This window comes from Providencia heimbachae ATCC 35613 (assembly GCF_001655055.1).
GTDB classification, from domain to species: Bacteria; Pseudomonadota; Gammaproteobacteria; order Enterobacterales; family Enterobacteriaceae; genus Providencia; species Providencia heimbachae.
In genome coordinates, this window is the sequence record NZ_LXEW01000037.1 from 102390 (window position 1) to 127491 (window position 25102).

Annotated in this window: 24 protein-coding genes; 18 read left to right on the top strand and 6 right to left on the bottom strand. The window is 41.0% G+C overall.

Annotated features, from left to right (window positions below):
- Positions 1-20: 20 nt before the first annotated feature.
- The 5 genes from M998_RS12990 to M998_RS13010 are packed head-to-tail and all read left to right on the top strand — an operon-like array spanning position 21 to position 3367.
- Positions 21-758 (top strand): fimbrial biogenesis chaperone, encoded by a 738-nt coding sequence (locus M998_RS12990; protein WP_068909235.1) that lies wholly within the window; start codon positions 21-23, stop codon positions 756-758.
- 30 nt (positions 759-788) lie between these two features.
- Positions 789-1211 (top strand): hypothetical protein, encoded by a 423-nt coding sequence (locus M998_RS12995; RefSeq protein WP_082913030.1) that lies wholly within the window; start codon positions 789-791, stop codon positions 1209-1211.
- 28 nt (positions 1212-1239) lie between these two features.
- A complete protein-coding gene (locus tag M998_RS13000) occupies positions 1240-1737 on the top strand; it encodes a fimbrial protein (RefSeq protein WP_232007534.1) in 498 nt (165 codons plus the stop codon).
- Positions 1737-2270, top strand: a complete 534-nt coding sequence (locus M998_RS13005) for a fimbrial protein (protein ID WP_068909239.1) — start codon at positions 1737-1739, stop codon at positions 2268-2270. The genes M998_RS13000 and M998_RS13005 overlap by 1 nt, the downstream gene beginning before the upstream one ends.
- 14 nt (positions 2271-2284) lie before the next feature.
- Entirely contained in the window at positions 2285-3367 is a 1083-nt protein-coding gene (locus M998_RS13010) for an MrpH family fimbial adhesin (RefSeq protein ID WP_068909241.1), read from the top strand.
- A 4-nt stretch (positions 3368-3371) separates the two neighbouring features.
- Here the strand turns inward: M998_RS13010 and M998_RS13015 are convergent, their stop codons facing one another.
- Complete coding sequence (locus M998_RS13015) at positions 3372-4145, bottom strand: AraC family transcriptional regulator (protein ID WP_068909243.1); 774 nt, start codon at positions 4143-4145, stop codon at positions 3372-3374.
- Between the two features lie 192 nt (positions 4146-4337).
- Here M998_RS13015 and M998_RS13020 point away from each other — a divergent pair, with 192 nt between their 5' ends.
- The 5 genes from M998_RS13020 to M998_RS13040 all read left to right on the top strand — a co-directional run bounded on the left by M998_RS13020 (position 4338) and on the right by M998_RS13040 (position 9653).
- Positions 4338-6761, top strand: coding sequence for a DMSO/selenate family reductase complex A subunit (locus M998_RS13020; RefSeq protein WP_068909244.1), 2424 nt, complete (start codon positions 4338-4340; stop codon positions 6759-6761).
- The gene (locus M998_RS13025; protein WP_068909246.1) at positions 6758-7399 is read left to right on the top strand and encodes a DMSO/selenate family reductase complex B subunit; all 642 of its coding nucleotides are present in this window, start codon (positions 6758-6760) and stop codon (positions 7397-7399) included. The genes M998_RS13020 and M998_RS13025 overlap by 4 nt, the downstream gene beginning before the upstream one ends.
- Complete coding sequence (locus M998_RS13030) at positions 7396-8295, top strand: dimethyl sulfoxide reductase anchor subunit family protein (protein ID WP_068909248.1); 900 nt, start codon at positions 7396-7398, stop codon at positions 8293-8295. Before M998_RS13025 ends, M998_RS13030 begins: the two co-directional genes overlap by 4 nt.
- An 81-nt stretch (positions 8296-8376) precedes the next feature.
- Positions 8377-8973: a molecular chaperone TorD family protein gene (locus M998_RS13035; RefSeq protein ID WP_068909249.1), complete on the top strand. Its 597-nt coding sequence runs from the start codon at positions 8377-8379 to the stop codon at positions 8971-8973.
- Between the two features lie 257 nt (positions 8974-9230).
- Positions 9231-9653: a DoxX family protein gene (locus M998_RS13040; RefSeq protein WP_068437513.1), complete on the top strand. Its 423-nt coding sequence runs from the start codon at positions 9231-9233 to the stop codon at positions 9651-9653.
- Positions 9654-9744: 91 nt separating this feature from the next.
- Here M998_RS13040 and M998_RS13045 read toward each other — a convergent pair whose 3' ends face one another.
- Genes M998_RS13045 through M998_RS13055 form a run of 3 tightly spaced genes read right to left on the bottom strand, consistent with a single transcriptional unit; the run spans position 9745 to position 12901 of the window.
- Entirely contained in the window at positions 9745-10539 is a 795-nt protein-coding gene (locus tag M998_RS13045; protein WP_068909251.1) for a nucleotidyltransferase domain-containing protein, read from the bottom strand.
- An 11-nt stretch (positions 10540-10550) separates the two neighbouring features.
- Positions 10551-11777, bottom strand: a complete 1227-nt coding sequence (locus M998_RS13050) for an RtcB family protein (protein ID WP_068437519.1) — start codon at positions 11775-11777, stop codon at positions 10551-10553.
- A gap of 2 nt (positions 11778-11779) precedes the next feature.
- Positions 11780-12901: a slipin family protein gene (locus M998_RS13055; RefSeq protein ID WP_175403168.1), complete on the bottom strand. Its 1122-nt coding sequence runs from the start codon at positions 12899-12901 to the stop codon at positions 11780-11782.
- A gap of 242 nt (positions 12902-13143) precedes the next feature.
- Between M998_RS13055 and M998_RS20105 the strand changes: the two genes are divergently transcribed.
- The 3 genes from M998_RS20105 to rnz all read left to right on the top strand — a co-directional run bounded on the left by M998_RS20105 (position 13144) and on the right by rnz (position 15918).
- On the top strand, positions 13144-13272 hold the full coding sequence (locus M998_RS20105) for a hypothetical protein (RefSeq protein WP_269451643.1): 129 nt from the start codon (positions 13144-13146) through the stop codon (positions 13270-13272).
- A 112-nt stretch (positions 13273-13384) separates the two neighbouring features.
- Positions 13385-14959 (top strand): RNA repair transcriptional activator RtcR, encoded by a 1575-nt coding sequence (gene rtcR / locus M998_RS13060; RefSeq protein ID WP_068909253.1) that lies wholly within the window; start codon positions 13385-13387, stop codon positions 14957-14959.
- Between the two features lie 44 nt (positions 14960-15003).
- Positions 15004-15918: a ribonuclease Z gene (rnz, locus tag M998_RS13065; RefSeq protein WP_068909255.1), complete on the top strand. Its 915-nt coding sequence runs from the start codon at positions 15004-15006 to the stop codon at positions 15916-15918.
- Positions 15919-16065: 147 nt separating this feature from the next.
- On the opposite strand, the gene deoR is transcribed toward rnz, so the two are convergent.
- Positions 16066-16845: a DNA-binding transcriptional repressor DeoR gene (deoR, locus tag M998_RS13070; protein WP_068437531.1), complete on the bottom strand. Its 780-nt coding sequence runs from the start codon at positions 16843-16845 to the stop codon at positions 16066-16068.
- A gap of 168 nt (positions 16846-17013) precedes the next feature.
- The gene (gene deoC, locus M998_RS13075; RefSeq protein ID WP_068909257.1) at positions 17014-17682 is read right to left on the bottom strand and encodes a deoxyribose-phosphate aldolase; all 669 of its coding nucleotides are present in this window, start codon (positions 17680-17682) and stop codon (positions 17014-17016) included.
- Between the two features lie 233 nt (positions 17683-17915).
- Between deoC and rbsK the strand changes: the two genes are divergently transcribed.
- The 5 genes from rbsK (at position 17916) to M998_RS13100 (ending at position 25033) form a co-directional block, all read left to right on the top strand.
- The gene (gene rbsK / locus M998_RS13080; RefSeq protein ID WP_068437537.1) at positions 17916-18836 is read left to right on the top strand and encodes a ribokinase; all 921 of its coding nucleotides are present in this window, start codon (positions 17916-17918) and stop codon (positions 18834-18836) included.
- A gap of 100 nt (positions 18837-18936) precedes the next feature.
- Entirely contained in the window at positions 18937-20244 is a 1308-nt protein-coding gene (gene fucP, locus M998_RS13085) for an L-fucose:H+ symporter permease (protein ID WP_068909259.1), read from the top strand.
- A 56-nt stretch (positions 20245-20300) separates the two neighbouring features.
- Complete coding sequence (locus M998_RS13090) at positions 20301-21317, top strand: aldose 1-epimerase family protein (RefSeq protein WP_068437755.1); 1017 nt, start codon at positions 20301-20303, stop codon at positions 21315-21317.
- Positions 21318-21587: 270 nt separating this feature from the next.
- The gene (locus M998_RS13095; protein ID WP_068437541.1) at positions 21588-22601 is read left to right on the top strand and encodes a mechanosensitive ion channel family protein; all 1014 of its coding nucleotides are present in this window, start codon (positions 21588-21590) and stop codon (positions 22599-22601) included.
- Positions 22602-22873: 272 nt separating this feature from the next.
- On the top strand, positions 22874-25033 hold the full coding sequence (locus M998_RS13100) for an ornithine decarboxylase (RefSeq protein WP_068909260.1): 2160 nt from the start codon (positions 22874-22876) through the stop codon (positions 25031-25033).
- Positions 25034-25102: the final 69 nt, after the last annotated feature.

Sequence of the window (25102 nt, forward strand, 5' to 3'; positions counted from 1 at the left end):
TCATTTTTATAAGGTAAGTTATGTTGAATTTAACGTTATATCGTCAATTTTTCACACTATTTTTATTGATCATATTATTGGTATCGATAAATGCATACAGTGCGGTGACACTGGATAGAACGCGTATTATTTTTCAAGGAAGCGAAAAATCAATCAATATTAGGATAGCCAATGACAATCCAGAAGAGGCATATTTAGCCCAAAGTTGGATTGAAGATTTACAGGGAAATAAACTCGCAAAAGGCGCGTTACTTGCTACTCCACCTCTGCAACGTATTGAGCCAAATAGCTACAGTTTAGTGCGTTTAAGTGCGACCCCTTTACTCGGTCAATTACCACAAGATAGAGAATCGGTATTTTATTTCAATCTGCGTGAAATTCCACCAAAGCCAGATGAGGAAAATACATTACAAATTGCTTTGCAATCACGGGTGAAATTATTTTATCGCCCAGCGACTATTTTGGCTGAATCACAAACTAAATGGCCGCAAAAAATCACCTTACATCGAATAAATAAAGGTTACCGTCTTAATAATACGACACCCTTTAATCTCACTGTTATTGGCTTGGGGAATAGTCGAAAGCAGTCAGAGCAAAGTGACTTTGATGTGGTGATGATCCCGCCTAAATCGACTCATGACATCCCATCTCAGGCATTAACCACACCTTATGTTACTTACATTAATGATTACGGCGGAAAACCGACATTAGCATTTAGTTGCCAGAGTGAGATCTGCACTGTGACTGGAGAGCAGTAATTTTACGCATCGAAGATAAGGGGGGAATGAATGATGAATCAACGCAGAGTAACAATGATTTTGAAATGGCTAGGGCTACTCGTCGTCGCCAACCTACATTATAGCACTATGGCGGCATCACTTGATCTCAATACCCCAATTGATGAATCAAGGTATGAAGCATCGCAGCAAGGTTGGCTAATGGTGAATGCAACCGTTTTTAATGCGCCGTGTAATTTACAAATAAAAGCCCATTTAACCCTAACAGAATGCGGTGCTGGGAATGTATTTCACCAAACAGATGTACTCTATGAGACGGCGAAAACACCGGTTATTGTGCAATTTTATGATGCACAAAAAGAGCAAATTATTAGCCACGATACCCTAAGTTTAAGCAATGGCGATAACCCAATTAAGCTACCGTTATTGGTTGAAAAACAGCATTCACTGCGATTAGAGGTTATCTATGAATAAGTGGATTACTTTAATTAGGGGATCGCTAATGCTGATTTTCCTCATGATACCTTGCCTATCTCTTGCGAATAGCCTTGATGTTGAATTTAGCGGTGTTCTTATTCGCGCCTCTTGCCAAGTTACAACGGAGTCTATTAATAAAAAAGTTCAGCTTAATAATTTGCGAAGAAAATTTATTAATGAAAATCAACAAAGTGAAGTAACGCCATTTTATATTGGCATAGAAAAATGTAGTTCAGTTGACCTATACAAAATGATTAAATTTACTTGGCAAAGTAATCAGTTGGTAATGATTGATGGGCAAAGCTATTTATTGACGCAAGGAAGTAGCAATGCGGTTTTAGGGTTAGTTAATCGTGATGGTGACCCCATAATTTGGAATGCGGCACGAAAAGTAGGCAGTGTCTCGATTATCGATAGCGAACAGCGGTTAGCTTTTGGGGCTTTTATACGAAAACCGGCATCGGGTGAAGTAAAAGAGGGGGATTTTTCAACTCAAGTAACCTTTGCCGTGGAGTATGAATAGTGAAAACAATCAATAAACTCACAAAGTTATTTTTCCAAATATTATTGCTTGTCCCTTTAATTGGGCAAGCGGATGTTTTTGTTGAGGTTACTGCAACCATGGTTCCGCCGACCTGTAATATTCGTAGTGAGGATAATAGTTCACCTCTGAAAATCAGCTTTGGTACCCACAATATTGATAACCTCGATACATTGGCCATTAACAAGGATTTTCCACTTTATATTACGGGCTGCGATTTTAGTCAGGAGTTAGCGGTGATATTGAACCCTAAAGGTTATAGCACTTTTATTTATAACGGTCGGCTGATTTTAGCAACCAGTACCGAGGGGTTAGGCGTTAATATCAATGATGTGACTGGTGGCACTGTGCGAGCCTTAGAAGTGAATCAAATTCAGCGTATTTATCCAGAAAAAATTGATACGGCAGAATACCGAGTTGATTTACAAGCGCAATTAGTTAATACATTACCGGTAAATCAATTAGTTGCAGGGCCATTTACCTCTACCATGATGATTTTAGTCACTTATTACTAGTGGGAATTGACGTTATGTTTAACTTACAATCCAATATGAATATTCATTTAATCGGGTATGGATTAGGCGTTTTTTTGTTATTGGGAGCCTGCGCTAAGGCAGATTATGCCCCGAGGATCCAAAATCCAAATGCAGGGTATTTAATTAAAATTGATACCAATAGTTTAGTCGAACCGACACCTGTAAAAGGAACTGACGGAAAGAATTATTATCGAGTGGGTAACCCTATTTTAGTGGATGGCTCCAGCAGTACAGTGAGTGTGACAGGAGCCGTTCAATGTATTGGCAGAAAATGGGGGGGCAGCAATACACAAATTCATTCATCCAATGCTTATCATCGTCTATTTATGTATACCATGAATGCTGGGTTTAACATCGAAGGCAAAATAGCGTATCAAATTAACAGCAACTTGATGATGACGGTTGAATCCCGCATCATGGATTGGAAAAATATTGATTCAGGGATGTGTTCATATGCAAACCCTAGCTTAGTCAGAGATGCATCTAGTTTCACCAGCCAGTTTCCAATAACAATCACATTTTATATTAATGAGCGGATCATTGATGGAAAATTACTGGTTCCAGCGATGAATTTAGGGGGATATGTTCGTGCTTTTACCAGCCCAAATGCAACGCCACCTTATGATAGTTGGCCGATTAATGAAGTCACTGTGCCTATGCGATTAGCCTTTTCTGAATTGAATATTGGTTCTTTATGCACCACGATGACTCGTTCAGGACAAGCAGGAACACTGAATTTACGCCATGGGCAATTAAACAGTACCAATTTTGATAGTACCGTGACAGAGAAAATCACCTATACCTGTAAGTTTGCATCATCGACAAAGGTACGGTTACGGCTAGATTACACAAAGGATGACGACTCGCAGAAACGTTTACCGCTGACCAATGGTAATAACGATAAAATTCATAGCCAATTAATAATAACCGATGAGCAAACCGGCCAGTCAGGAACGGATTTTAAATTGGATATTCACCAATCAAGAACGATTAATATCAGCAGCCGAATTCAAGGAATTGATGCCGTAGCCGGTCACTATCAAGGCTCTGCGTGGTTAATTGCCACCTATGATTAGCCTTTTACTCACCAATGCGCTGAATAAAGCTTGAGGGTGTTTGCCCTAACCACTTTTTAAACATAGTTGAAAATGAGCCAACACTGCTATAGCCCAAATCAAAAGCCACCTCTGTAATCGATTTGCCTGCGGAAATATGGGTTATTGCGCTCAGTAGGCAGGCTTGTTGTCGCCAATCTGAAAATGATAAGCCAGTTTGAGCACCGAAAAAACGACTAAATGAACGCTCGCTTTTATGTAATTTCATTGCCCATTCTTGAGGCAATGAAGTGATCTGTGGGTTTTTCAGAAATTCACGACACAGCTTTGCGAGGTTTTCATCCCGAGGAATAGGCGCAAAAAAAGGAAGGGGTTCAGCATTGGCAACTTCATGCAAAATCAGTTGGATCATAATGCCATCACGCCCATGAATATCATATTCAATCGGCATATCCACCGACTCAAGTAGTAGCTGACGTAATAGCGGAGATACACGTAATACCTCGCATTTATCACTTTGGCGAGGGGCAGCTGATGGCTCGATATATAAACTGCGGGTACTTACATTGAGCATGCGCGTTTCATGAGCGGTATTTTCCGGGATCCACACGCCACTGTCGGGTGGAATAACCCACTCCCCATCCTCAGTACTGACTTCAATAAGCCCCGTCGCACCGTACAAAAATTGCGCTCGGCGATGAACGTGGGAATTCAACAGAACATTGGGAAGATAATCTGTTCCGATGGCTAAAACGTCACGAGGAACCGAATCAACAGTTTTAAGTGGAATATTTCGCATAGTGATTTTCTTGGCTGAGATTCAAATATCATTGCCTATTTTTTGAAATTTGGCAATGAGGAACGCAATAACCACTTAATTTATAAGGTTGGCTGAAATTCAGATATCTTTGTCTATTTTTCGAAAGTTGGCAATGTGATAAATGTTTACCCTATCGAGGCAAACCTAATGTAGCCTTAAGGTAGAGTTAACATGAAAAGTCAAAACAGTCAGAATGACGAGAGTGTGCATCTGATTGAACCACTAACCCGTCGTCGATTTATTCAAGGCAGCTCTGCACTTATGGCTGTCCCCTTTATTGCCTCTAAATCTATTGCTTCAGCCCCTGAAAACCCATCAATCATTGCAATCAAAACACTAAATAATAATAGTGATGAACGCGTGGTATCCACCTGTAGCAGTTTTGACTGCGGGGGAAAATGTGACATTCGAGCCCACGTCAAAGAGGGCGTTGTCACACGAATTAGTACCCGACCTGATGCTGATTTGGATGAAGAGATGCCAATCATGCGTGCTTGTGTTCGTGGCCGCAGCTATCGCAAATTTGTCTATCATCCTAATCGCTTAAAATACCCAATGAAACGTGTAGGTAAGCGTGGTGAAGGGCGCTTTGAGCGGATCAGCTGGGAAGAGGCAACAACCCTGATTGCCGACAATATGAAACGTATCAACGACCAGTATGGTGCGGCTTCACGTTTTGTTAGTCTGAGTACCGGTGTGACGGGGGGGATCTTCTCAGGTGCTAACATGCTGCGCCGCTTGTTCAACTTAACGGGCGGTTTTTTAGAAAATTACCACTCGGTTAGTAACGGAAACACCATGGCGGTTACACCTTATACCTATGGAACGTCTGCCAGTGGTAGCACCCTCGATACGTTAGAAAATACGCCATTAGTAATTTTGTGGGGGCATAACCCGAACGAAACTATTTTTGGTCATTCCAATCATTATTTCCAGAAAATGAAGAAAAACGGCACTAAATTTATTGTCGTTGACCCGCGTTATTCCGATACCGCCTCCTCATTAGCCGACCAATGGATCCCGATTTTACCCACCACTGATAATGCCATGATGGACGCGATGATGTACGTGATCATCAGTGAGGGTTTGCATGATCAAGCATTTATCGATAACTACACCGTCGGTTTTGATGAACATCTAATGCCAGAGGGCGTACCTGAAAATGAATCGCTAGTGGCTTATTTGATGGGAAAAAAAGATGGCGTAGTCAAAACACCTGAATGGGCTGAGCCAATAACGAAAGTGCCGGCAGATACTATTCGCCAACTGGCGAGAGAATATGCCAATACCAAACCCGCTGCACTGATGCAAGGTTGGGGGCCACAGCGCCATATCTGTGGCGAGCGTTCAGCGCGTGGCGCAACTTTACTGGCCACAATTACGGGTAATGTCGGTGTGAAAGGCGGTTGGGCTGCGGGTTACGGTATGGCGGTCACACCGGATTTACGTAAGACTTTGGCAGGACCCAGCTTATTTGAAAACAAAGTTAAAGCTAAAATTAATATCACAAACTGGGTACAAGCTTGTGAAGATAAAAATCTTGTCACGCCAGATAACGGTTTAAAAAATGCCAAGAAGCTTGATACGGAAATCAAAATGATTTTCTCGTTGGCAGGCAATTATATGACTAACCAAAACCCCGATATTCTGCATGCAGCAAAAGTCCTAGAAGATGAAAATAAGGTCGAATTTATTGTATATAGCGATCTTTATATGACGCCAAGTGCGAAGTATGCCGATATTTTACTGCCTGAAACCAGCTTCATGGAGCGTTGGAATGTGGGCGGAACATGGGGAACGGGTAACTATATTATTCTTTCGGAGAAAGTGATTGAGCCTGAATTTGAGCGCCGTAGTGATTATGAATGGCTGCGGGAAGTTGCAGATAAACTCGGCGTTGGCGAGCAATTCAGCGAAGGTCGCACAGAAAAAGAGTGGATAGAGCATCTGGTGAATGATGCCCATGAAAAGCGTCCAGAAGATGGCATTCCAACCTTTGATGAGTTGCTGGTTAAGCGTCGTCATTTGTTAAAACACAAACCGCATACTGGGCATGTTGCCTTTGAAAAGAATATCAACGATCTGGCAAATAACCCATTTGAAACGCCATCAGGAAAAATTGAAATTTTCTCTAAGCGCCTCTATGAGCGCAATGATGCGGATATCCCCGCGTTGTCTCATTATGTGCCAGCGATAGAAGGGCCTGAAGATGCACTGGTAACTCGTTATCCATTACAGCTTATTACTTGGAAGGGGCGTAATCGCGCTAACTCCACACAGTTTGCCAACCCATGGTTGCAAGAGGTACAGCGCCAAGAATTATGGATCAATCCTATCGATGCTAAGCGCAGAAATATTGAGGATGATTCTCGCGTAAAAGTCAGTAATGACCGTGGTGTTACGATGGTTCCTGTCAAAATTACTCAACGCATCATGCCGGGAGTGGTTGCATTACAAGCAGGGGCATGGTGGCAGCCAGATGAAAAGGGTATTGACCAAGGTGGGTGCGCCAACGTTTTAACATCGGCACGCAGTACCGCAATGGCACACGGTAATGCCCATCAAACGTTATTGGTGGAGGTAAGCAAAGCATGAGTAAATTCCATGTTCATCCCCCGGTGAGTGATAAACAGCTCGGGTTTTATATTGATTCGGCACGTTGCTCGGGTTGTAAGGCGTGTCAGGTTGCTTGTAAAGATAAAAATAACCTTGAAGTTGGTCGTAAATTCCGTCGTGTCTATGAAGTTACCGGCGGTGAGTTTATCGAAAATGGCGCAGGGGGGCTGGTGAATAATGTCTTTGCCTATACGTTATCCATCTCATGCAATCACTGCGCCGACCCTATGTGTGTGAAAAATTGCCCCACAACGGCAATGCATAAGCGTGAAGGTGATGGCATCGTATTGGTCAACACAGATAAATGTGTGGGTTGCGGTACTTGTGCTTGGTCCTGTCCGTATGGCGCGCCGCAAATGAACCCTGAAACTAAGCAAATGTCCAAATGTGATTTTTGTATTGATTTGCAACTAAACGGTGAACAGCCAGTATGTGTCGCAACTTGCCCCCTTGGCGCAATTCAGTTTGGCCCAATTGATGAGCTAAGAAAGCGTTATGGTGATCTCGCTGATGTGCGTGGATTACCGGATTCATCAATCACTCATCCCAATTTGGTTATTCATCCACACCAAGGTTCTGGTCGCAGTACGCAGGCTAAATCAGGAGGCGCAAAATGAACGAATGGCCGCTATTGTTATTCACATTTTTAATGCAGGCATCGATTGGTTTAAGCCTAATGCTCGGACTTTCTGCAAAAAAATTATCGACGGTTTTTGCGGGTAAAGTGAATACGCAATTTTTATTGTGGTATCTGTTTGTTGCCTGTGTATTTGCCGGTATCGGGTTATTATCATCGATCACGCATTTGGGGGTGCCTTTGAATGCGCCTCATTCGTTACTCAACCTATTTTCATCATGGTTAAGTCGAGAAGTGGTTTTTACTGCGACGTATTTTACCTTTCTTGGGTTAACATTTTTGTGGCTATGGTTTAAAAAAGAACTGTCTTATTTGCTATTAGGTTTGGCTATTATCGCAGGGCTCTGTGATGTTTATGCTATGGCATCTATTTATCGCTACACTTCAATGTTGACGTGGATGAGTGATAATACCTATTTCATGTTTTATGGTGCGATGTTGACGTTAGGAGCCGCAGGTTATTATTTGCTGATTAACTTGTTGTTAAAATTTAATGCCAGCTCAGACGAGGTGCAAATTCCATCTCGAGGCCTATGGATATTATGGAGTATTATTGGCATTAGCCTGTTTATTCGTTTGGTATATCAACCTTTTTATGAAAGTTATTTGGTTGATACTGCGTATACCAATGAATCGATTACTTTCCCAGTTGCATCAATTAGCGCCTATCAAGAAATTTGGTCATTGCGAATGAGTAGTTGGTTGATTGGCATTTTTGCGGTAATTACTTTGGGTTACGGTCTATTTTGTCGAATGAAATCGACCGCGAAAATAACGTTAATTCCTCGGGGCAATACTTATTTAACCCTCGGCTGCACGAGTGCTATCGTGGCTGAATTCATGTTGCGTTACTGTTTTTACACTATCCATATATAAACTTTCTCCGTTATTTTCAAGTTGTCGCTATGTTAGCTGCAACTTGAAGTATGACGGGTATTCAAGGGCTTGATTTTTTACATGATCCATTTTTCACATTATGCAGCAGCATTTAATGTCTTAGGCACTTGCTATTTATTTTCGCCAAAAGATGAAACCAGCCATTATGCCGTGAATTTTTTTAAAACTGAGGGTTTTGCTACCCAGTGGCCTTGTAAAATTGATAAGCAATTAAGTCAAAAAATGACTCAAGCATTGAATATTGATCTTTCAGCGTTGGATAAACAATGGTCAGATTTATTTATTGGGCCTCAAGCTTTACCTGCCCCGCCATGGGGGTCGGTATATTTAGATCCAGAAGGTGTTTTGCAGGGGTCATCGACAATTGCATTAAGTCAGTTTTTAAAGCGTGAGCGCTTAAAGGTGCAGACGCCTTACCCAGAGCCTTCTGATCATGTTGGCTTAATGTTATTTCAAGCGGCGGTATTAGCGTCCCAAGTACGAGAATCCGCATTAAATGAATTATTAGTTGAGCATTTGGGGAGTTGGTTACCGCAGTTTTCCCATCAACTAAATAGAACAACACCAAGCCCTTTTTATGAAGCGCTGACGGAATTGACACTTATTACCGTCAATGCTTGCCATCCTCATCACTCCAAAATTAATCATAATGAGTAGCGAATAATTCGGGGCGTGACTGTTTGTACGCCTTTATTTATTCAAATCCAAATTTACATCAAAATAATTGACTAAAAAATAGTTAATCAAACGTAATATTTGAATAGCTAAACCGTTAACCAATTATAGTTAAAATAAAATTGATTTAGTTATAATAAATGCAAATTAAAATGATTCTTATTTTATACTTCTAAGGGATAATACATTTTTAAGTCATACTACTTAATGATGAGTACTCATACTAGAAGGGGTATAAAGTGATAGGTCTATTCAATCGGTTGTTATCGCATGATGATGCAGGAAAACTGTTATTGCGCTTTGCTGTGGGTGGTTTGATGCTGTTTCATGGCATGAGTAAATTAATGACAGGTGCGAGTGGTATCAAGGCATTGTTAGCATCTTATGGCCTACCTGAATTTATTGCTTATGGAAGTATTGCAGGCGAAGTTATTGCACCTATCTTTATTGTTTTAGGGATATTAACCCGCCCATCAGCTTTACTGGTGGCATTTACCATGTTTGTTGCATGGTTAATGATTGGTTTAGATAAAACGTTTTTACTTGATAAAACAGGTGCATGGGCTATTGAAAGCTTAGTTTACTTCTTTATCAGCGCAATTGCGTTAGCCTTTATGGGCTCAGGTAAATACTCAGTGATGAGAAATGCATGTTGGCGATAAATAAAATTTAATTAACATTCAATAAATAAATTTGGAATAGACATCATCACAATTTGTAATGATGTCTATTTTTTTGAATGAAAATTATTGGTTAACCATTATCCAGTACTGTTTTACGCAGAAAATCATCTAATAAAAGGCTATCACGACAGTGAGGCTCAGGTAATTGCAAACGTTCTGCATTCGCAATAGTTTCAATGATCAATTGGTCTATTGCAGGTCGCCTTGCACCATAGAAGCTTTCGTCGGCTTTTCTTTTCATTACTAGCAATTCATTGATTTCAGTAAGCACATCCTTGTTGCGGACGGTGGCTTCCACTAATTCTGAAAATGCCATTGGTGGCATATTCGTATTATTTTCTATCCAATGTAGTGCCAGTACAGCACGTAGGATATAAAAATATTTTTTCAGACGGACTTGCTCACCTTTAAAATCCGTATGTAAGTTACGTTTGGCGATAGATAAATAATGATAACGTGACTTTAAGGGTGAATAAAATTGTGCCGCCAGTTGTTCAAAGTTAGCAAAAAATTCATTATCTTTAAAATACACTATCGGTGAATGTAGCCACTCTATGAGTGCAGGGTTAGAGTTACGCATTAACTTTAGCGCTTTTGATAACTCCCAACCGGATACATCTAATTCATCATCTATCGGTTTTTCAATAACATCACGTTTTCTATCGAGGGTTAAATACCAATCTAATTTGTGTACATAGATAAAACGTACATCATAGTCACTATCACGGGAGGCAAATCCCCAGCCGCGACTGCCTGATTCACATGCAAAAAATATTTTTACGTGGTGAGTGCTTTCTATTTCTTCTAATGTGCGGTGTATCCGTTCTTTCATCAGCACGGATACACTTTCGCTGCCAGTTTCCATATCCTTTCCTATTATCCCTTTACACACACCACTTGACGTAGAGTGTGTATTATTTCAACCAGTGATGATTGAGCTGCCATTACCGCATCAATATCTTTATAAGCCATTGGAATTTCGTCAATAACATCACTGTCTTTACGGCATTCAACGTGGGCGGTGGCGATTTTTTGGTCGCTCACAGAGAAGCGTTTTTTCGCTTCAGTTCGGCTCATCACACGTCCTGCACCATGGCTACATGAACAAAAGCTTTCTTCATCCCCGAGTCCACGAACAATAAAGCTTTTAGCGCCCATTGAACCGGGAATGATCCCCATTTGCCCTTTTTTCGCCGATACCGCCCCTTTACGGGTGACTAATATTTCTTCACCAAAATGTTGTTCTTTTTGCACATAATTATGATGGCAATTTACCGCTTCTTGTTGCGTGGTAAAGGGCTTGGTGATTTCGCGAGATAATGCCTCAAGCACACGATGCATCATCACTTCCCGGTTATGACGAGCAAAATCTTGAGCCCAACCAACCGCTTCCATATAATCATTAAAATGTAGGCTTCCTTCCTCAAAGTAGGCCAAATCTCTATCGGGTAGATTGGCGATATGTTGCTGCATATCTTTTTGCGCTAGCGAAATGAATAAGTTACCGATAGCATTACCGACACCGCGTGAGCCGCTATGCAACATTACCCAAACCCAATTTTGTTCATCTAAGCACAATTCAATAAAGTGATTCCCTGTTCCCAATGTTCCTAAGTGGTTGTAATGATTAGTTGTGCGTAGTTTAGGGTACTTATCACAAATACGTTTAAAATCTTCATCTAAGTGTGCCCAATGGGTGTCCACAATATCAGGGGTACGGTGCCAAGCCCCTTTATCTCGACCATGGCGATGCGTTGTTCGACCATGTGGCACCGCAGCTTCAATAGCAAAACGGATATTCTGCAAGTTATCCGGCAAATCAGCCGCTGTTAGTGATGTTCGTACCGCAATCATTCCGCAGCCGATATCCACACCCACGGCAGCAGGAATGATCGCGCCTTTCGTTGGGATCACGCTTCCAATAGTCGATCCTTTACCCACATGCACATCGGGCATCACGGCCAAGTGTTTAAAAATAAAGGGCATCTTGGCGGTATTTTGCAGCTGAACTACGGCTTTGGGATCAACCGGTACGCCGTTGGTCCACATTTTTACTGGTGCGCTATTTTCTTGAATTAATTCGTTAAAGTTATTGTTATTCATTTTTATGCCTTAATTTTTACCAATCCGTTTAATACTTGATCTAATCCACCGTAAACGGAAATTTGGTCGATTCGATGCGCAATGTTTTCTAAGGTTTCAAGTTCTTTTAAGCGCAATGCAACTGGGTTGTTTTCCATTACTTTCGCGGTATTTAGCAGCGATCGGGTTGCCGCGGTTTCTTCGCGACGACGGATCACATTAGCTTGTGCTGATTTTTCAGCTTCGACCACTTGGGACAATATGGCGCGCATATCTCCCGGTAAAATAATATCTTTCACACCCACGCTATCGATTTCTAAACCAAATTCAAGGGCATTGGGGACAATTTGATCCATCATTAGCTGGTCGATCAATTGCTTATTTTCTAATAATTCATCTAAAGAGCGGGTTCCCACAATCTCTCTCAAAGCAAATTGTAGCTCACGGTATAGATATTCTATTGGTTGGCTTAACTTCGATAACGTCAATAAAATATCTGCATAACGCCAGTTGGCAGAAAGGTTGATACGCAATGTCACTTTATCTTTAGTTAGAATTTCCTGACCGCTGACTTCCAGTGCTTGTAAACGCGTATCAATCATTTCAACTTCGGGTTTATGGGCTATCTTCCAGTAACCATAAGTACCCGGTTGTAAAAGCGTTTTGATCTCACCATCAACTTTAAAAATTCCCACATGCCATGCTGGTACTTGCGCTATCAATGCTAATTCGTTGCCTTTTATACGTTTTTTACCGGTTAATCGTGAAACTAGCATTGGGTTAATTAGCACTTCTTCGGCAGATTGAATTTCAATTTTCAATGTTTCGCCTGTCTTCCAGTACAATCGACGTGTCGCGGGCGGCAAAATCTCCGTTAAGCTATTGTGCAAATAAATAAATCCAATTTCATCATCTGCCAAGGTGATGTCAATACAGTATTGATTGACCCAATCTGGATGAAATTGGCGTAGATGGTCAGCCAGCTTTTCATCAATTGGATCATTATTTAAGGTAAATAGTGAAACAGTTAGTTTATTAAACCAATCATAAAGACGGTGCTCACCAGCAGTGAGTAGTTGTTTAAAATCACCATTCTTAGAAGTCAGCGCAATATGTCCTTGTGCGATATTTATTTTTTTCATTATTATTTTCCTTTTTTATTATTGGGCGTTATCGAAGTGAAAGACGAAGTTTCGAGGGGAAAAATGGAGTGCCAGTTTGGCTGTCGATTCTTCTGCTCGTGACCCGGTACAGTTGCACGGATAACGTTTTGTGACCTAACATCAGCCACCTTTTATACATTTTGAGATGTAAGTTTCAGGATTCGAACCCGATAGCGAGGCTATTACCAAAGGTATCTTACCGACGGCGGAATACAGACCATGCAATGACTAATGCCACCATGTCTGCACCGGTTGAACCTAAGTTCACACCATTCCCGGCAGTGGATGTTTATAGTATTGCCAGAAGCGTGCCAACTTTGAAAAATAAATTAAAAGCAATCGTATTGCATTGATTTATAATTATTAATTGTTTTTCGGTATTCTTGCGTTACTTTTTGGATAGAAATGAATTATGCTAATTCATATCTTTTTATATCGTAATTTATAAATATTTATAAAATTATCATGAATGAAAAACGCAAAGTTGTGATTGGTGTTCTGGGGACTGTTTTAGATAGGCGTGGCAAAAGAGCCAATCGCTGGACTAAATGGCGACCAACGGTAGGGTTATGTCAGCAGCCGGATTTTGATATTCATCGTTTTGAATTAATTCATCAGGTTAACGATTATACGTTGGCGTGTCGGGTAAAAGAGGATATTGAGCAGGCATCACCGCAGACTGAAGTGGTACTTCGTGAAGTCGACATCGCTGATCCATGGGATTTTGAAGAGGTTTATACCGCATTACTCGATTTTTCATCAGATTATCAATTCGATACTGAAAATGAAGAGTATCTGGTGCATATCACCACGGGAACGCATGTAGTTCAAATTTGTTGGTTTTTACTCACCGAAGCTCATTACTTACCTGCCAAGCTAATCCAAACTTCACCGACGCAGGGCGATAGAGAAAAAGACCCGACTGGCATTCATGCGGTGATTGATCTTGATTTGAGTCGATACACGAATATCACGAGTCGTTTCCAAAAAGAACAGCAGCAGCAAGTGTCTTTTCTCAAATCCGGTATTGCCACACGCAATGCCGCTTTTAACACCATGATTGAGCAAATCGAGCGTGTTGCGCTGCGCTCTAAAGCGCCAATATTGTTGAATGGGCCCACAGGGGCAGGTAAATCCTTCCTCGCAAAGCGAATTTATCAATTACGCCAGAGTAAGCACCAAGTAAAAGGTCGATTTATCGAAGTGAACTGTGCCACTTTACGCGGTGATAATGCCATGTCGACACTATTTGGTCATATAAAAGGGGCATTTACGGGCGCATTAACGGCGCGGGGTGGCTTATTAAAAGAAGCCGATGGTGGCATCTTATTTTTAGACGAGATAGCTGAATTAGGCCTCGATGAACAAGCGATGTTACTTAAAGCGATTGAAGAAAAACGTTTCTTCCCATTTGGGTCTGACAACGAAGTACAAAGTGATTTTCAGTTAATTGCAGGCACTCATCGCAATTTAGCGCAGTGGGTGGAAGAGGGAAAATTTCGCGAAGATTTATACGCTCGTATTAACATGTGGACTTTCATTTTGCCGGGGCTTGCCCAGCGCCGCGAAGATATCGAGCCAAATATTGATTATGAATTAACCCGATTTTGCCAAAATGAGCAAAGCCAAATTCGTTTTGATAGCGAAGCTCGCAAAGTTTATGTGAAATTTGCTTGCTCACCTCAAGCACTTTGGCGAGGTAATTTTCGTGAGTTAGGGGCGTCGATTAATCGTATGGCGACTTTCGCAGAACGTGGACGGATAACCTTATCGGTTGTCGAAGAGGAAATTGCGCGTTTACAAGCCCAATGGCAAACAAAACAGAGTAATAAATTACCTGCACAAATTGGTGATATTGATTTATTTGATCAGCAACAGCTAATAACCGTACTGGGCGTATGCCGCCGTTCAGCGTCGCTATCTGAAGCGGGGCGAGCGTTATTCTCCGTCTCTAGGCAGCAGAAAAAACAGCCTAATGATGCGGATAGATTGAGAAAATATTTAGCTAAATTTGACTTGGATTGGGAAACAATTCGTTAAGAATAACAATACAATACTAATAATAACAAAAGTTAGGAGATAAAATGGAATTAACATTCTTAGGTACCAGTGCGGGTGTGCCGACAAAAGAACGCAATGTGACCAGTATGATATTGAATTTAGTTGGTATCCGTAAAAGTTATTGGTTATTTGATTGTGGCGAAGGCACCCAGCATCGTATTTTAAACAGCCCATTTAAAGCATCAAAAATAGAAAAAATCTTTATTACGCATTTACACGGCGATCATATTTTTGGCTTACCCGGTTTGCTTTGTAGCCGTTCAATGGGTGGTTCTACTGATTTATTAACGCTGTATGGGCCAAAGGGATTGAAGCAATATATCGAGACAACCTTGTCGGTGAGTGCATCGTATATGACTTATCCACTTGAAATTATTGAAATCGAGGCAGGACAGCTATTTGATGATGGTGAGTTGATTGTCACGGCTTACTCCCTTGAGCATCGTGTGGAGTGCTATGGTTACCGTATTGAAGAGCATGCTAAGTCCGGTTCACTAGATGCAGATAAATTAGCGCAAGATAACATTCCTCGAGGCCCGTGGATGCAAGCGCTAAAAGCGGGTGAAACGATTACCCTTGAAGAGGGGCGAGTTATCAATGGGGCTGATTATTTAGGTGAGCCTATCGCAGGGAAAGTGATCGCGATTTTTGGTGATACAGAGCCGACTGAACAAGCATTGTTATTAGCTAAAGATGCCGATTTAATGGTCCATGAAACCACCTTAGAAACGGCATTTGAAACCAAAGCCAATGAAAGAGGGCATTCAACGACCCGTCAGGCGGCAAAACTGGCACGTGAAGCAGGGGTTAAACGTTTTGTTGCAACGCACTTAAGTGGGCGTTATAGCACCAACGATATTCCGATGCTGCTAGCCGAATGCCAAGCTGAGTTCCCGAACACTGAAATGGCTGAAGATTATTTAACGATAAAGGTTTAATCAAGCGCAGTTAGAAAGGTGAAATCGACACGTCAGTAAAACGTGTCGAAAATGAGCATGAAAATGTACATGTCGTGGGAATGTGTTGATTGAATCGACACATCAGCAAAACGTGTCGAAAATGAGTATAAAAATGTACATGTCGGCTTAGAAAATTACTTTTACAAAGCTATTTCGGCAATAACTTTCATATTCATCAGAGAGTTGTCGATTGGTAATTATAACGTCGAACTGGGATAGTTCCCCCATATTCGCGGTGGCGACCTCGTCAAATAAATTGTATTGCGACAGTAAAATCTTGCGAATCGATTTTTCCATGGCTTTTTTCTTCATCGGCAAATCGTCGATGTTATAGCAAGTAACCCCATAGGAGCTATGCACACCAGCAGCTGAAATAAACGCTTTTTTAGGGTTTATTGAGTCGAGAAGTGATGGCAAGGTTGGACTATAGAAAGAGTCACTCTTGGCTCGGTACTCTCCGCCACATAACAGGGCGGTAGCATTTTTTTTCTGACTCAGTGCAAGAAAAACGTTATGTGAGTAACAAATTCCTGTGAAATTAATTTCATCAGGGATCAACGAGATCAAGGTTGCCATCTCGATGCCATTATCAAAAAAGATCACATCATCTTCAGTGACCATACTGGCGGCAAGGTTAGGGATGTAGATCTCTTCGGTTTGATCGGGAGTGAAAACATCTGCTTGTTGATCTTGTGTGGCAAGGACTGCGGGTTGTGTGACAGAAACAATGTAGCCACCGAGAAGTGACATCGGGATTGGGCCTTCAGTATCAGCACTTAAATCACGACGGATCGTCATTTCTGACACTTCAAGTATCCTCGCGGCTTCTTTAAGATGAATACGACCTGAGCGTTTCAGGCATTCACTTAAGCGGCGAAGACGCTCTTTTTGTTTGGTTTCTATCACCCTTCCATCCTTTTTTGATACACAAAATAATTCGCATTATAGGCGAGTATCAAGCAAAGCTATTTGATGATCATACCGTTTATCTAATACGGCTAGTTGAGTGTAATCACATTCAGCTAACTTAATGAATGGTTGGTTAATTGGCGCGGAGTTACCGCGCCTCATCATTTAGTATTTACTTGGAGCTGCTTTTTCTCCGGTAACAATCGAGATACTTGCACTCGCGCCAACACGGTTAGCACCGGCTTCTATCATTTTGATCGCGGTTTCACGATCACGAACACCACCGGATGCTTTAACGCCAACGTCATCACCAACTACTTTGCGCATTAACGCAACATGATGCTCGGTAGCGCCCATTGTACTGAATCCTGTTGAAGTTTTCACAAAACCGACTTTCAATGTGCGGCAAATTTCACAAACTTGGGTAATTTCTTCATCAGTTAACAGGCAATTTTCTAAAATAACCTTTAATGTCGCATTACCGCAAGCAGCAAATACCGCTTCGATATCTTTGCGAACAAAATCTAAATCACCACTTTTCAGGCGACCCACGTTGATAACCATATCAACTTCATCAGCGCCATGGCGAACAGCTTCAGCCGCTTCAAATGCTTTTGCTTCTGTTAAACAAGCACCTAAAGGAAATCCTACCACACAGCAAACTTTAACGTCGCTGTTTTTCAGAGATTCACTGGCTAAAGGAACGTTAGCGGTATTCACACAAACAGAGGCAAAATGATACTCTGCAGCTTCAGCACATAGCTGTTTGATATCATTCACGGTAGCATCAGCAGCAAGCAGTGTGTGGTCAATATATTTTGCTAAATCTTGCATTTTAAACCTTCCTATATAAATGTGATTTAGGGCTGTAGAAGCTTCATGCTTTTAATTCGAACAACAATTGAGCCTGAAACATCCATTATCCCTAGGTAACAATGAATGAGGAAATGTGGCAGATATAACACTTGATCATTCGTTATTCGAGATCCTAATCACAAATGATATTTTTGCAACATGATAATGTTACTATCATATCATTATGTGATTTATTTAACACGAGGGACATTATGGATATAGCAGTTATAGGTTCAAACATGGTCGATTTGATCACTTACATCGATCAAATGCCAAAAGAAGGTGAGACGCTAGAAGCGCCAGCGTTCAAAATTGGTTGCGGCGGTAAAGGCGCAAATCAGGCTGTTGCTGCTGCTAAGCTTAACTCAAAAGTGATTATGTTAACAAAAGTCGGTGATGACATTTTTGCTGATAACACGATCCGTAATCTTGAATCTTACGGCATCAATACCCGTTATGTGGAAAAAGTACCTTGTACTTCTAGCGGTGTCGCTCCTATTTTTGTGAATCAAAGCTCATCAAATAGCATTTTAATTGTGAAAGGCGCGAATAAATTTCTTTCTCCTGAAGATATTGAGCGTGCGGCAGAAGATCTCAAAAAATGTAAGTTGATCGTTTTACAACTTGAAGTGCAACTGGAAACCGTTTACCACGCTATTGCGTTCGGTAATAAAAATGGCATCCCCGTACTGTTAAATCCTGCACCGGCACTGCGCACGCTTGACCTCGACTTTGCGTGTCGTTGTGATTTCTTTGTACCAAATGAAACTGAGCTTGAAATTCTCACCAACATGCCAGTTGATACCATGGACAACATCCGTCGTGCTGCACAGTCTCTTTTAGATAAAGGTTTGAAAAACCTTATTGTCACTTTAGGTGAGAAAGGGGCGTTGTGGATGACGCGTGATAGCGAACTCTTTATCCCTGCAATTAAAGTGAATGCTATCGACACCAGTGGAGCAGGGGATGCCTTTATTGGCTGTTTCTCTCACTACTATGTACACACAGGAAATATCGAAGAAGCATTGAAAAAAGCCGTTATGTTTTCTGCATTTAGTGTGACAGGAAAAGGGACTCAATCATCTTACCCAAGTATTGAGCAATTTACGGAGTTTGTTCAGATTAATAGCTAATATACGTTATTTTCCAAGGGGAAGATGGACTGGCTGTACCCGAAAATCTTCCTAAAACTTGGAATATGACGAGTAAATATTATAATTATAAGGGTTACCTATGAACATTAAAAACATCACTCAGTTACCGGATGGTTACCTGAGTAAGACCCCTCTATTCCAATTTATCCTACTCTCTTGCCTTTTCCCGCTCTGGGGATGTGCGGCGGCGTTGAATGATATTTTAATCACACAGTTTAAAAGTGTCTTCGAGCTCAGTAACTTTGCATCAGCTTTAGTCCAAAGTGCCTTTTATGGCGGTTACTTTTTGATCGCTATTCCAGCTTCATTAGTGATCAAAAAAACCAGTTATAAATATGCCATTATGGTTGGGCTTATCCTGTATATCGCGGGCTGTTCGATGTTTTTTCCTGCTTCACACATGGCAACCTACACCATGTTTTTAGCGGCAATTTTTGCGATAGCGATTGGTTTAAGCTTCCTTGAAACGGCAGCGAATACCTATAGTTCGATGATTGGTCCAAAAGAATATGCGACTCTACGCCTTAACATCAGCCAGACTTTTTATCCTATTGGTGCGGCAGGCGGTATCTTACTGGGTAAATACTTGGTTTTCTCTGAAGGTGATAGCCTACAAAGCCAAATGGCAGGTATGAATCCAGAGCAATTGCACCAATTTCGCCTTGCTATGTTAGAAAATACACTAGAACCATATCGTTATATGATCATGGTTTTAGTTGTAGTGATGATATTGTTTTTAATCACTAAATTCCCAAAATGTAAAGTTGCTGAAACGAAAGATCATAAACGCCCATCGGCGGTTGATACCTTAAAATATTTAGCAAAAAATAGCCGCTTTAGAAAAGGGATTATTGCACAATTCTTGTATGTTGGTATGCAAGTCGCAGTGTGGTCATTCACCATCCGCTTAGCGTTAGAAATGGGTGATATTAATGAGCGTGAAGCATCGAATTTTATGGTGTATAGCTTTGGATGTTTCTTTATTGGTAAGTTTATCGCCAATATCCTAATGACTCGCTTCAACGCAGACAAAGTTTTAATTATCTATTCTGTCATCGGAGCGCTATTCCTTGCTTATGTTGCATTTACACCAAGCTTTACCGCGGTGTATGCAGCAGTGATGGTCAGTATTCTATTTGGGCCTTGCTGGGCAACTATTTATGCAGGCACACTCGAAACTGTTGATAACGAACATACTGAAATGGCGGGTGCGGTGATAGTGATGGCTATCGTCGGTGCGGCATTTGTCCCTGCAATTCAAGGTTATGTTGCTGACGCATTACATTCTCTACAACTTTCATTCTTAGTTTCTATGTTCTGCTTTATCTATGTTGGTATTTACTTTATCGGTGAACGCCGCTTTAAAGCAAAGCAAAGCGCAAAATAAAACCGTGGGTAGGCATACGCCTATCCCATTTTTCTCATCAAACCGTGAGTATGAAAATGAACACAATAATTCCACTTCACAAAAGCTTATTTACGGAAAAACCGACTTTAGTTTTGAAAAATGACCAATTCTCAGCGACGGCTTTTTGTTATAGCTCTGGCGTTGAAGGATTAAGAATTGAAAATCAGCACGGTTATTTAACTATTTTGCCATTTTTAGGGCAAATGATTTGGGATGCGGAATTTTATGGCCAAAATCTGAAAATGGAAAATATGTTTTCAGAACCTAAACGCGTGCCAACCGTTATTGAAACCTATGGTTGTTTTGCTTTTCATTCAGGTCTTATTAGTAATGGCTGCCCATCACCAGAGGATAACCATCCATTACACGGCGAAATGCCCTGTGCGCCAATGAACCAAGCTTGGCTTGAGTTGACGGAAGAGAGTTTACGTATTGGAGGGGAATATGAATATGTGATGGGCTTTGGTCATCATTATCGTGCTTCGCCGTCTGTGCAACTCAATGCGAATAGCGCATTGTTTGATATCCGTATGTCAGTCACTAATTTGGCCTCAGTTCCTATGCCGCTTCAATATATGTGCCATATGAATTATGCCTATGTTGATAACGCATCACTGAGCCAAAACATTCCTGAGAATGCGATTAGATTACGCGAATCTATTCCCGGACATGTACATCCTACTGAGCAATGGCTGGAATTTAATCAGTCATTGAAGTCCGGTGAAATAAAACTGAATCAACTTAACCAGCCACAAATGTGTGATCCTGAAATTGTATTCTTTATGGATGATTTAGCTCAATACACCGCTAAACCTGAATTTAGGATGACATCTCCATCAGGAAATACATTTATTACTCGCTTTAACTCCGCGGAGCTTAATTATGCTACTCGTTGGATTTTATATAATGGCGATCAAAAAGTGGGTGCATTTGTTCTCCCTGCCACTTGCCGACCTGAAGGTTTTATTGCCGCTAAAAATAACCAAACCTTAATTTGGTTAGAGGCAGGAGAGACGCGTCAATTTACGGTCACGACGGGTGTTGAAAAGTAGCTATTAGTAGTGAGTAAAAATAAATAGATAGGCGGCCAATGGAGCTGCCTATTTTTTTATTTAAAAAACAGACAAGTCATCATAATTAGATAATGTGAAAAAGTACTTGATAATTATTGGGAAAATTATATCTATAATTGTTATCTTAGTCTTAATTTCACTCTTAACTTAGAGTGCCGCGCTAAGGGTAAAACGATACGCAGCAACAGCCCTTAGCCAGTAAATTTACTAAAAATAACAACTTAGAATGAAGTCTCAGGGCGGTTTGATATGATTGAATTATTACTCGAAAAGTATGCCATCGGCATGACGATTATTGCTGTTTGTCTTGCATTATTTGTGATTTTCGAGGCCATAAGTAAAAAACATAAGCACAAGCGAAAAAGCATTTTAGTGCATGTAATACAAACAATCGTTTTGTGTGGCGTTGTTATTGTTGCCGCACAATACTTAGATATGGCCGCCAGCGATTTCAATTTGACGTTTATTTCCACGCCACTGATCAACTTTATTACTGTTGCACTTATTGCCTTAATTTTGATGCGAAAATTGTTTCAACTCGCTAACCGCTTAGAGAAGCAGCAAATTAAAAAAGGCAGCGACCCCACATCCGCTCGGATTATTGCCAGAATATTTAAGACCACAGTGTTTGTCGTCATTATTTTGTTATTTGGCGAACATTTTGGTATGAGCTTATCAGGGCTGATGGCATTTGGTGGCATAGGTGGTATTGCCATTGGTATGGCGGGTAAAGATATTCTGAGCAACTTTTTTTCAGGAATTATGCTTTATTTTGATCGTCCGTTTAATATCGGCGATTGGGTGAGTTCACCAGACCGAAATATAGAAGGAACCGTTGTTGAGATCGGCTGGCGGATTACCAAAATTATCACCTTTGATCATCGTCCTCTTTATATACCTAACTCCGTATTCTCATCGATCAGTGTAGAAAATCCAGGTCGTATGACCAATCGGCGGATTAAAACAGAAATTGGTTTACGCTACGAAGATGCGGATAAAGTCAGTGCGATCGTCAGTGATATCCGAACTATGTTACAGCAAGATGAGAACATTGATACTGGGCAAACCATGTTAGTTTATTTTGATGCATTTGCAGATTCTTCTTTGAATATTATGGTGTATTGCTTTACTAAAACAACTGTTTGGGCAGAGTGGCTAGCCGCTCAACAAGACGTGTATTTAAAAATAATTGAGATAGTAAAACGTCACGGTGCGGACTTTGCTTATCCAACGCAAACACTTTATATGGAAAAAAACAACTAACGTCCCAATCAGCATAAATTGACCAACTAATACACTTTTTAATTTAAGTGTATTAGTTGCTTATTCTTTAAATATATTCTTATTCATTGTGTATGTTCTGTCATCTGCAAAAAAATAATTAAAATTTTTATGCTATTAACCAGTGGCTTATAAAAAATAATTAACTTATCCGCCTCTTTCTATTTTTGAGGCTGAGTGAGTCATTCCAATCGCCTTATCTATCAAGTATATTGACCGCCTCTTTTCCTCAGCTAACCAAGAGCCAGACTGTCATGAAAAAAATCAATGTGGCATGTAGCCAGGGGGTCGCTATCTATTTCACGGGTCAATTCCAGTGGGTAGATATTCGCGATGCGCAGTTAAACAATATTGCCGCGGTGGTACTATCTGAACAAGATGCCAACCAAGGGCTGTGGAAAAGGGTTGCTGATAGTAAGCTCAGTATTCCGCTGTTTATCATTAGCGATAAACAGCTACCTGATGATGGAAAAAATCGTCCTTATTTGACCGCATTATTACCACCAGCACCGGCTGCTCGAGATGAAAACAGTCGTCAGTTGCTTGATGCTGCCAACGGTTACCTTGAGCAGTTATTACCGCCATTTTTTGCCCGAATGGTAGATTATGCCTCTGGTCACAATGTGACTTTTGCTTGTCCGGGGCACCAAGGTGGGCAATTTTTTCGCCGCCATCCAACAGGTGAACAATTTTATCAATTTTACGGCGAAAACCTTTTTCGCACCGACTTGTGTAATGCTGACGTAGCAATGGGGGATTTGCTTATCCATGAAGGGGCTGCGAAAGAAGCGCAAAAATTTGCAGCTAAAGTCTTCAATGCAGATAAAACCTACTTCGTATTAAATGGCACCTCATCATCGAATAAAGTGGTGCTTAATGCGCTGCTAACACCCGGTGATTTAGTTTTATTTGATAGAAATAACCATAAATCAAATCATCATGGTGCGCTAATTCAAGCGGGGGCAACTACTGTTTATCTGGAAACGGCACGCAATCCCTTTGGTTTTATCGGTGGGATTGATGCGCACTGTTTTGAAGAACACTATTTACGTCAATTAATTACTGATGTGATGCCCGAAAAAGCACAAGCGACCCGACCGTTTCGTTTAGCGGTAATCCAACTCGGTACTTATGATGGGACTGTCTATAACGCAAGGCAAGTGGTTGATAAAATAGGTCACTTATGTGACTACATTCTATTTGATTCTGCTTGGGTTGGTTATGAGCAATTCATACCAATGATGCGTCAATGCTCGCCATTGCTACTGGAATTGAATGAAAATGATCCCGGTATTATGGTCACGCAATCGGTACATAAACAGTTATCCGGGTTTTCACAAGCCTCTCAAATTCATAAAAAAGATAATCACATCAAAGGACAGGCTCGTTTTGTTTCTCATAAAAAACTGAATAATGCTTTTATGATGCATGCTTCAACTAGCCCTTTTTATCCATTATTTGCTTCGTTAGATGTGAATGCGCGGATGCACCAAGGTGAAGCGGGTGAAATGATGTGGATGGAATGTGTTAAACAAGGCATTGAGGTACGAAAATCGATCATTAAACATTGCCGTTATTTCAGGCCTTTTCTTCCTGAACTTGTTGATGGATTGCCATGGCATGAATATCCAACCGAACAAATCGCATCAGAACAGCGCTTCTTTAACTTTATTCCCAAAGAACGTTGGCATGCTTTTGATGGGTATGCACAAGACCAATACTTCGTCGATCCCTGTAAGTTAATGCTGACAACGCCGGGCATTGATGTGGAAAGTGGTGAGTATGAGTCTTTCGGTGTACCTGCGACCATTTTGGCGCATTTTTTGCGTGAACATGGGGTGATCCCTGAAAAATGTGATTTGAATTCTATCCTATTTTTGTTAACGCCGGCAGAGACAAGCGAAAAATTAGAGTTATTGGTTTCTCACCTTGTGCGCTTTGAACAATTACTGGATGAAGATGCATTATTTGAAGATGTACTACCGTCAGTGTATCAGCGTTATCAAGCACATTATCAAGGCTATACCTTACGTCGCTTGTGCCAAGAAATGCACCAACTCAGTGTTGATGACAACATTAAACAGCTACAGAAAGAAATGTTTCGCAAAAAACATTTTCCTGAAGTGAAAATGAACCCGCAACAAGCACATTTGGCGTTCATTCGCGGAAATTGTGAGTTATTACCACTCGATGAACTCGAAGGGCGCATTGCGGTTGAAGGCGCACTACCATATCCACCAGGCGTGTTATGTGTAGTTCCTGGTGAAGTGTGGTCAGGGCCCGTCTTACGCTACTTTAAGGCATTAGAAGCGGGTATTAATGCACTGCCGGGCTTTGCACCTGAGTTGCAAGGGGTTTATGTTTCGAAAAATGAAGGTGAGAAAAAACGTGTCTATGCCCATGTTTTAAAATAATTTTTTCGTATTCAGACACAATGCCTAGCTTTTGCTTTACCAGATAGTTAAATTGGAGTCAGACTAGAA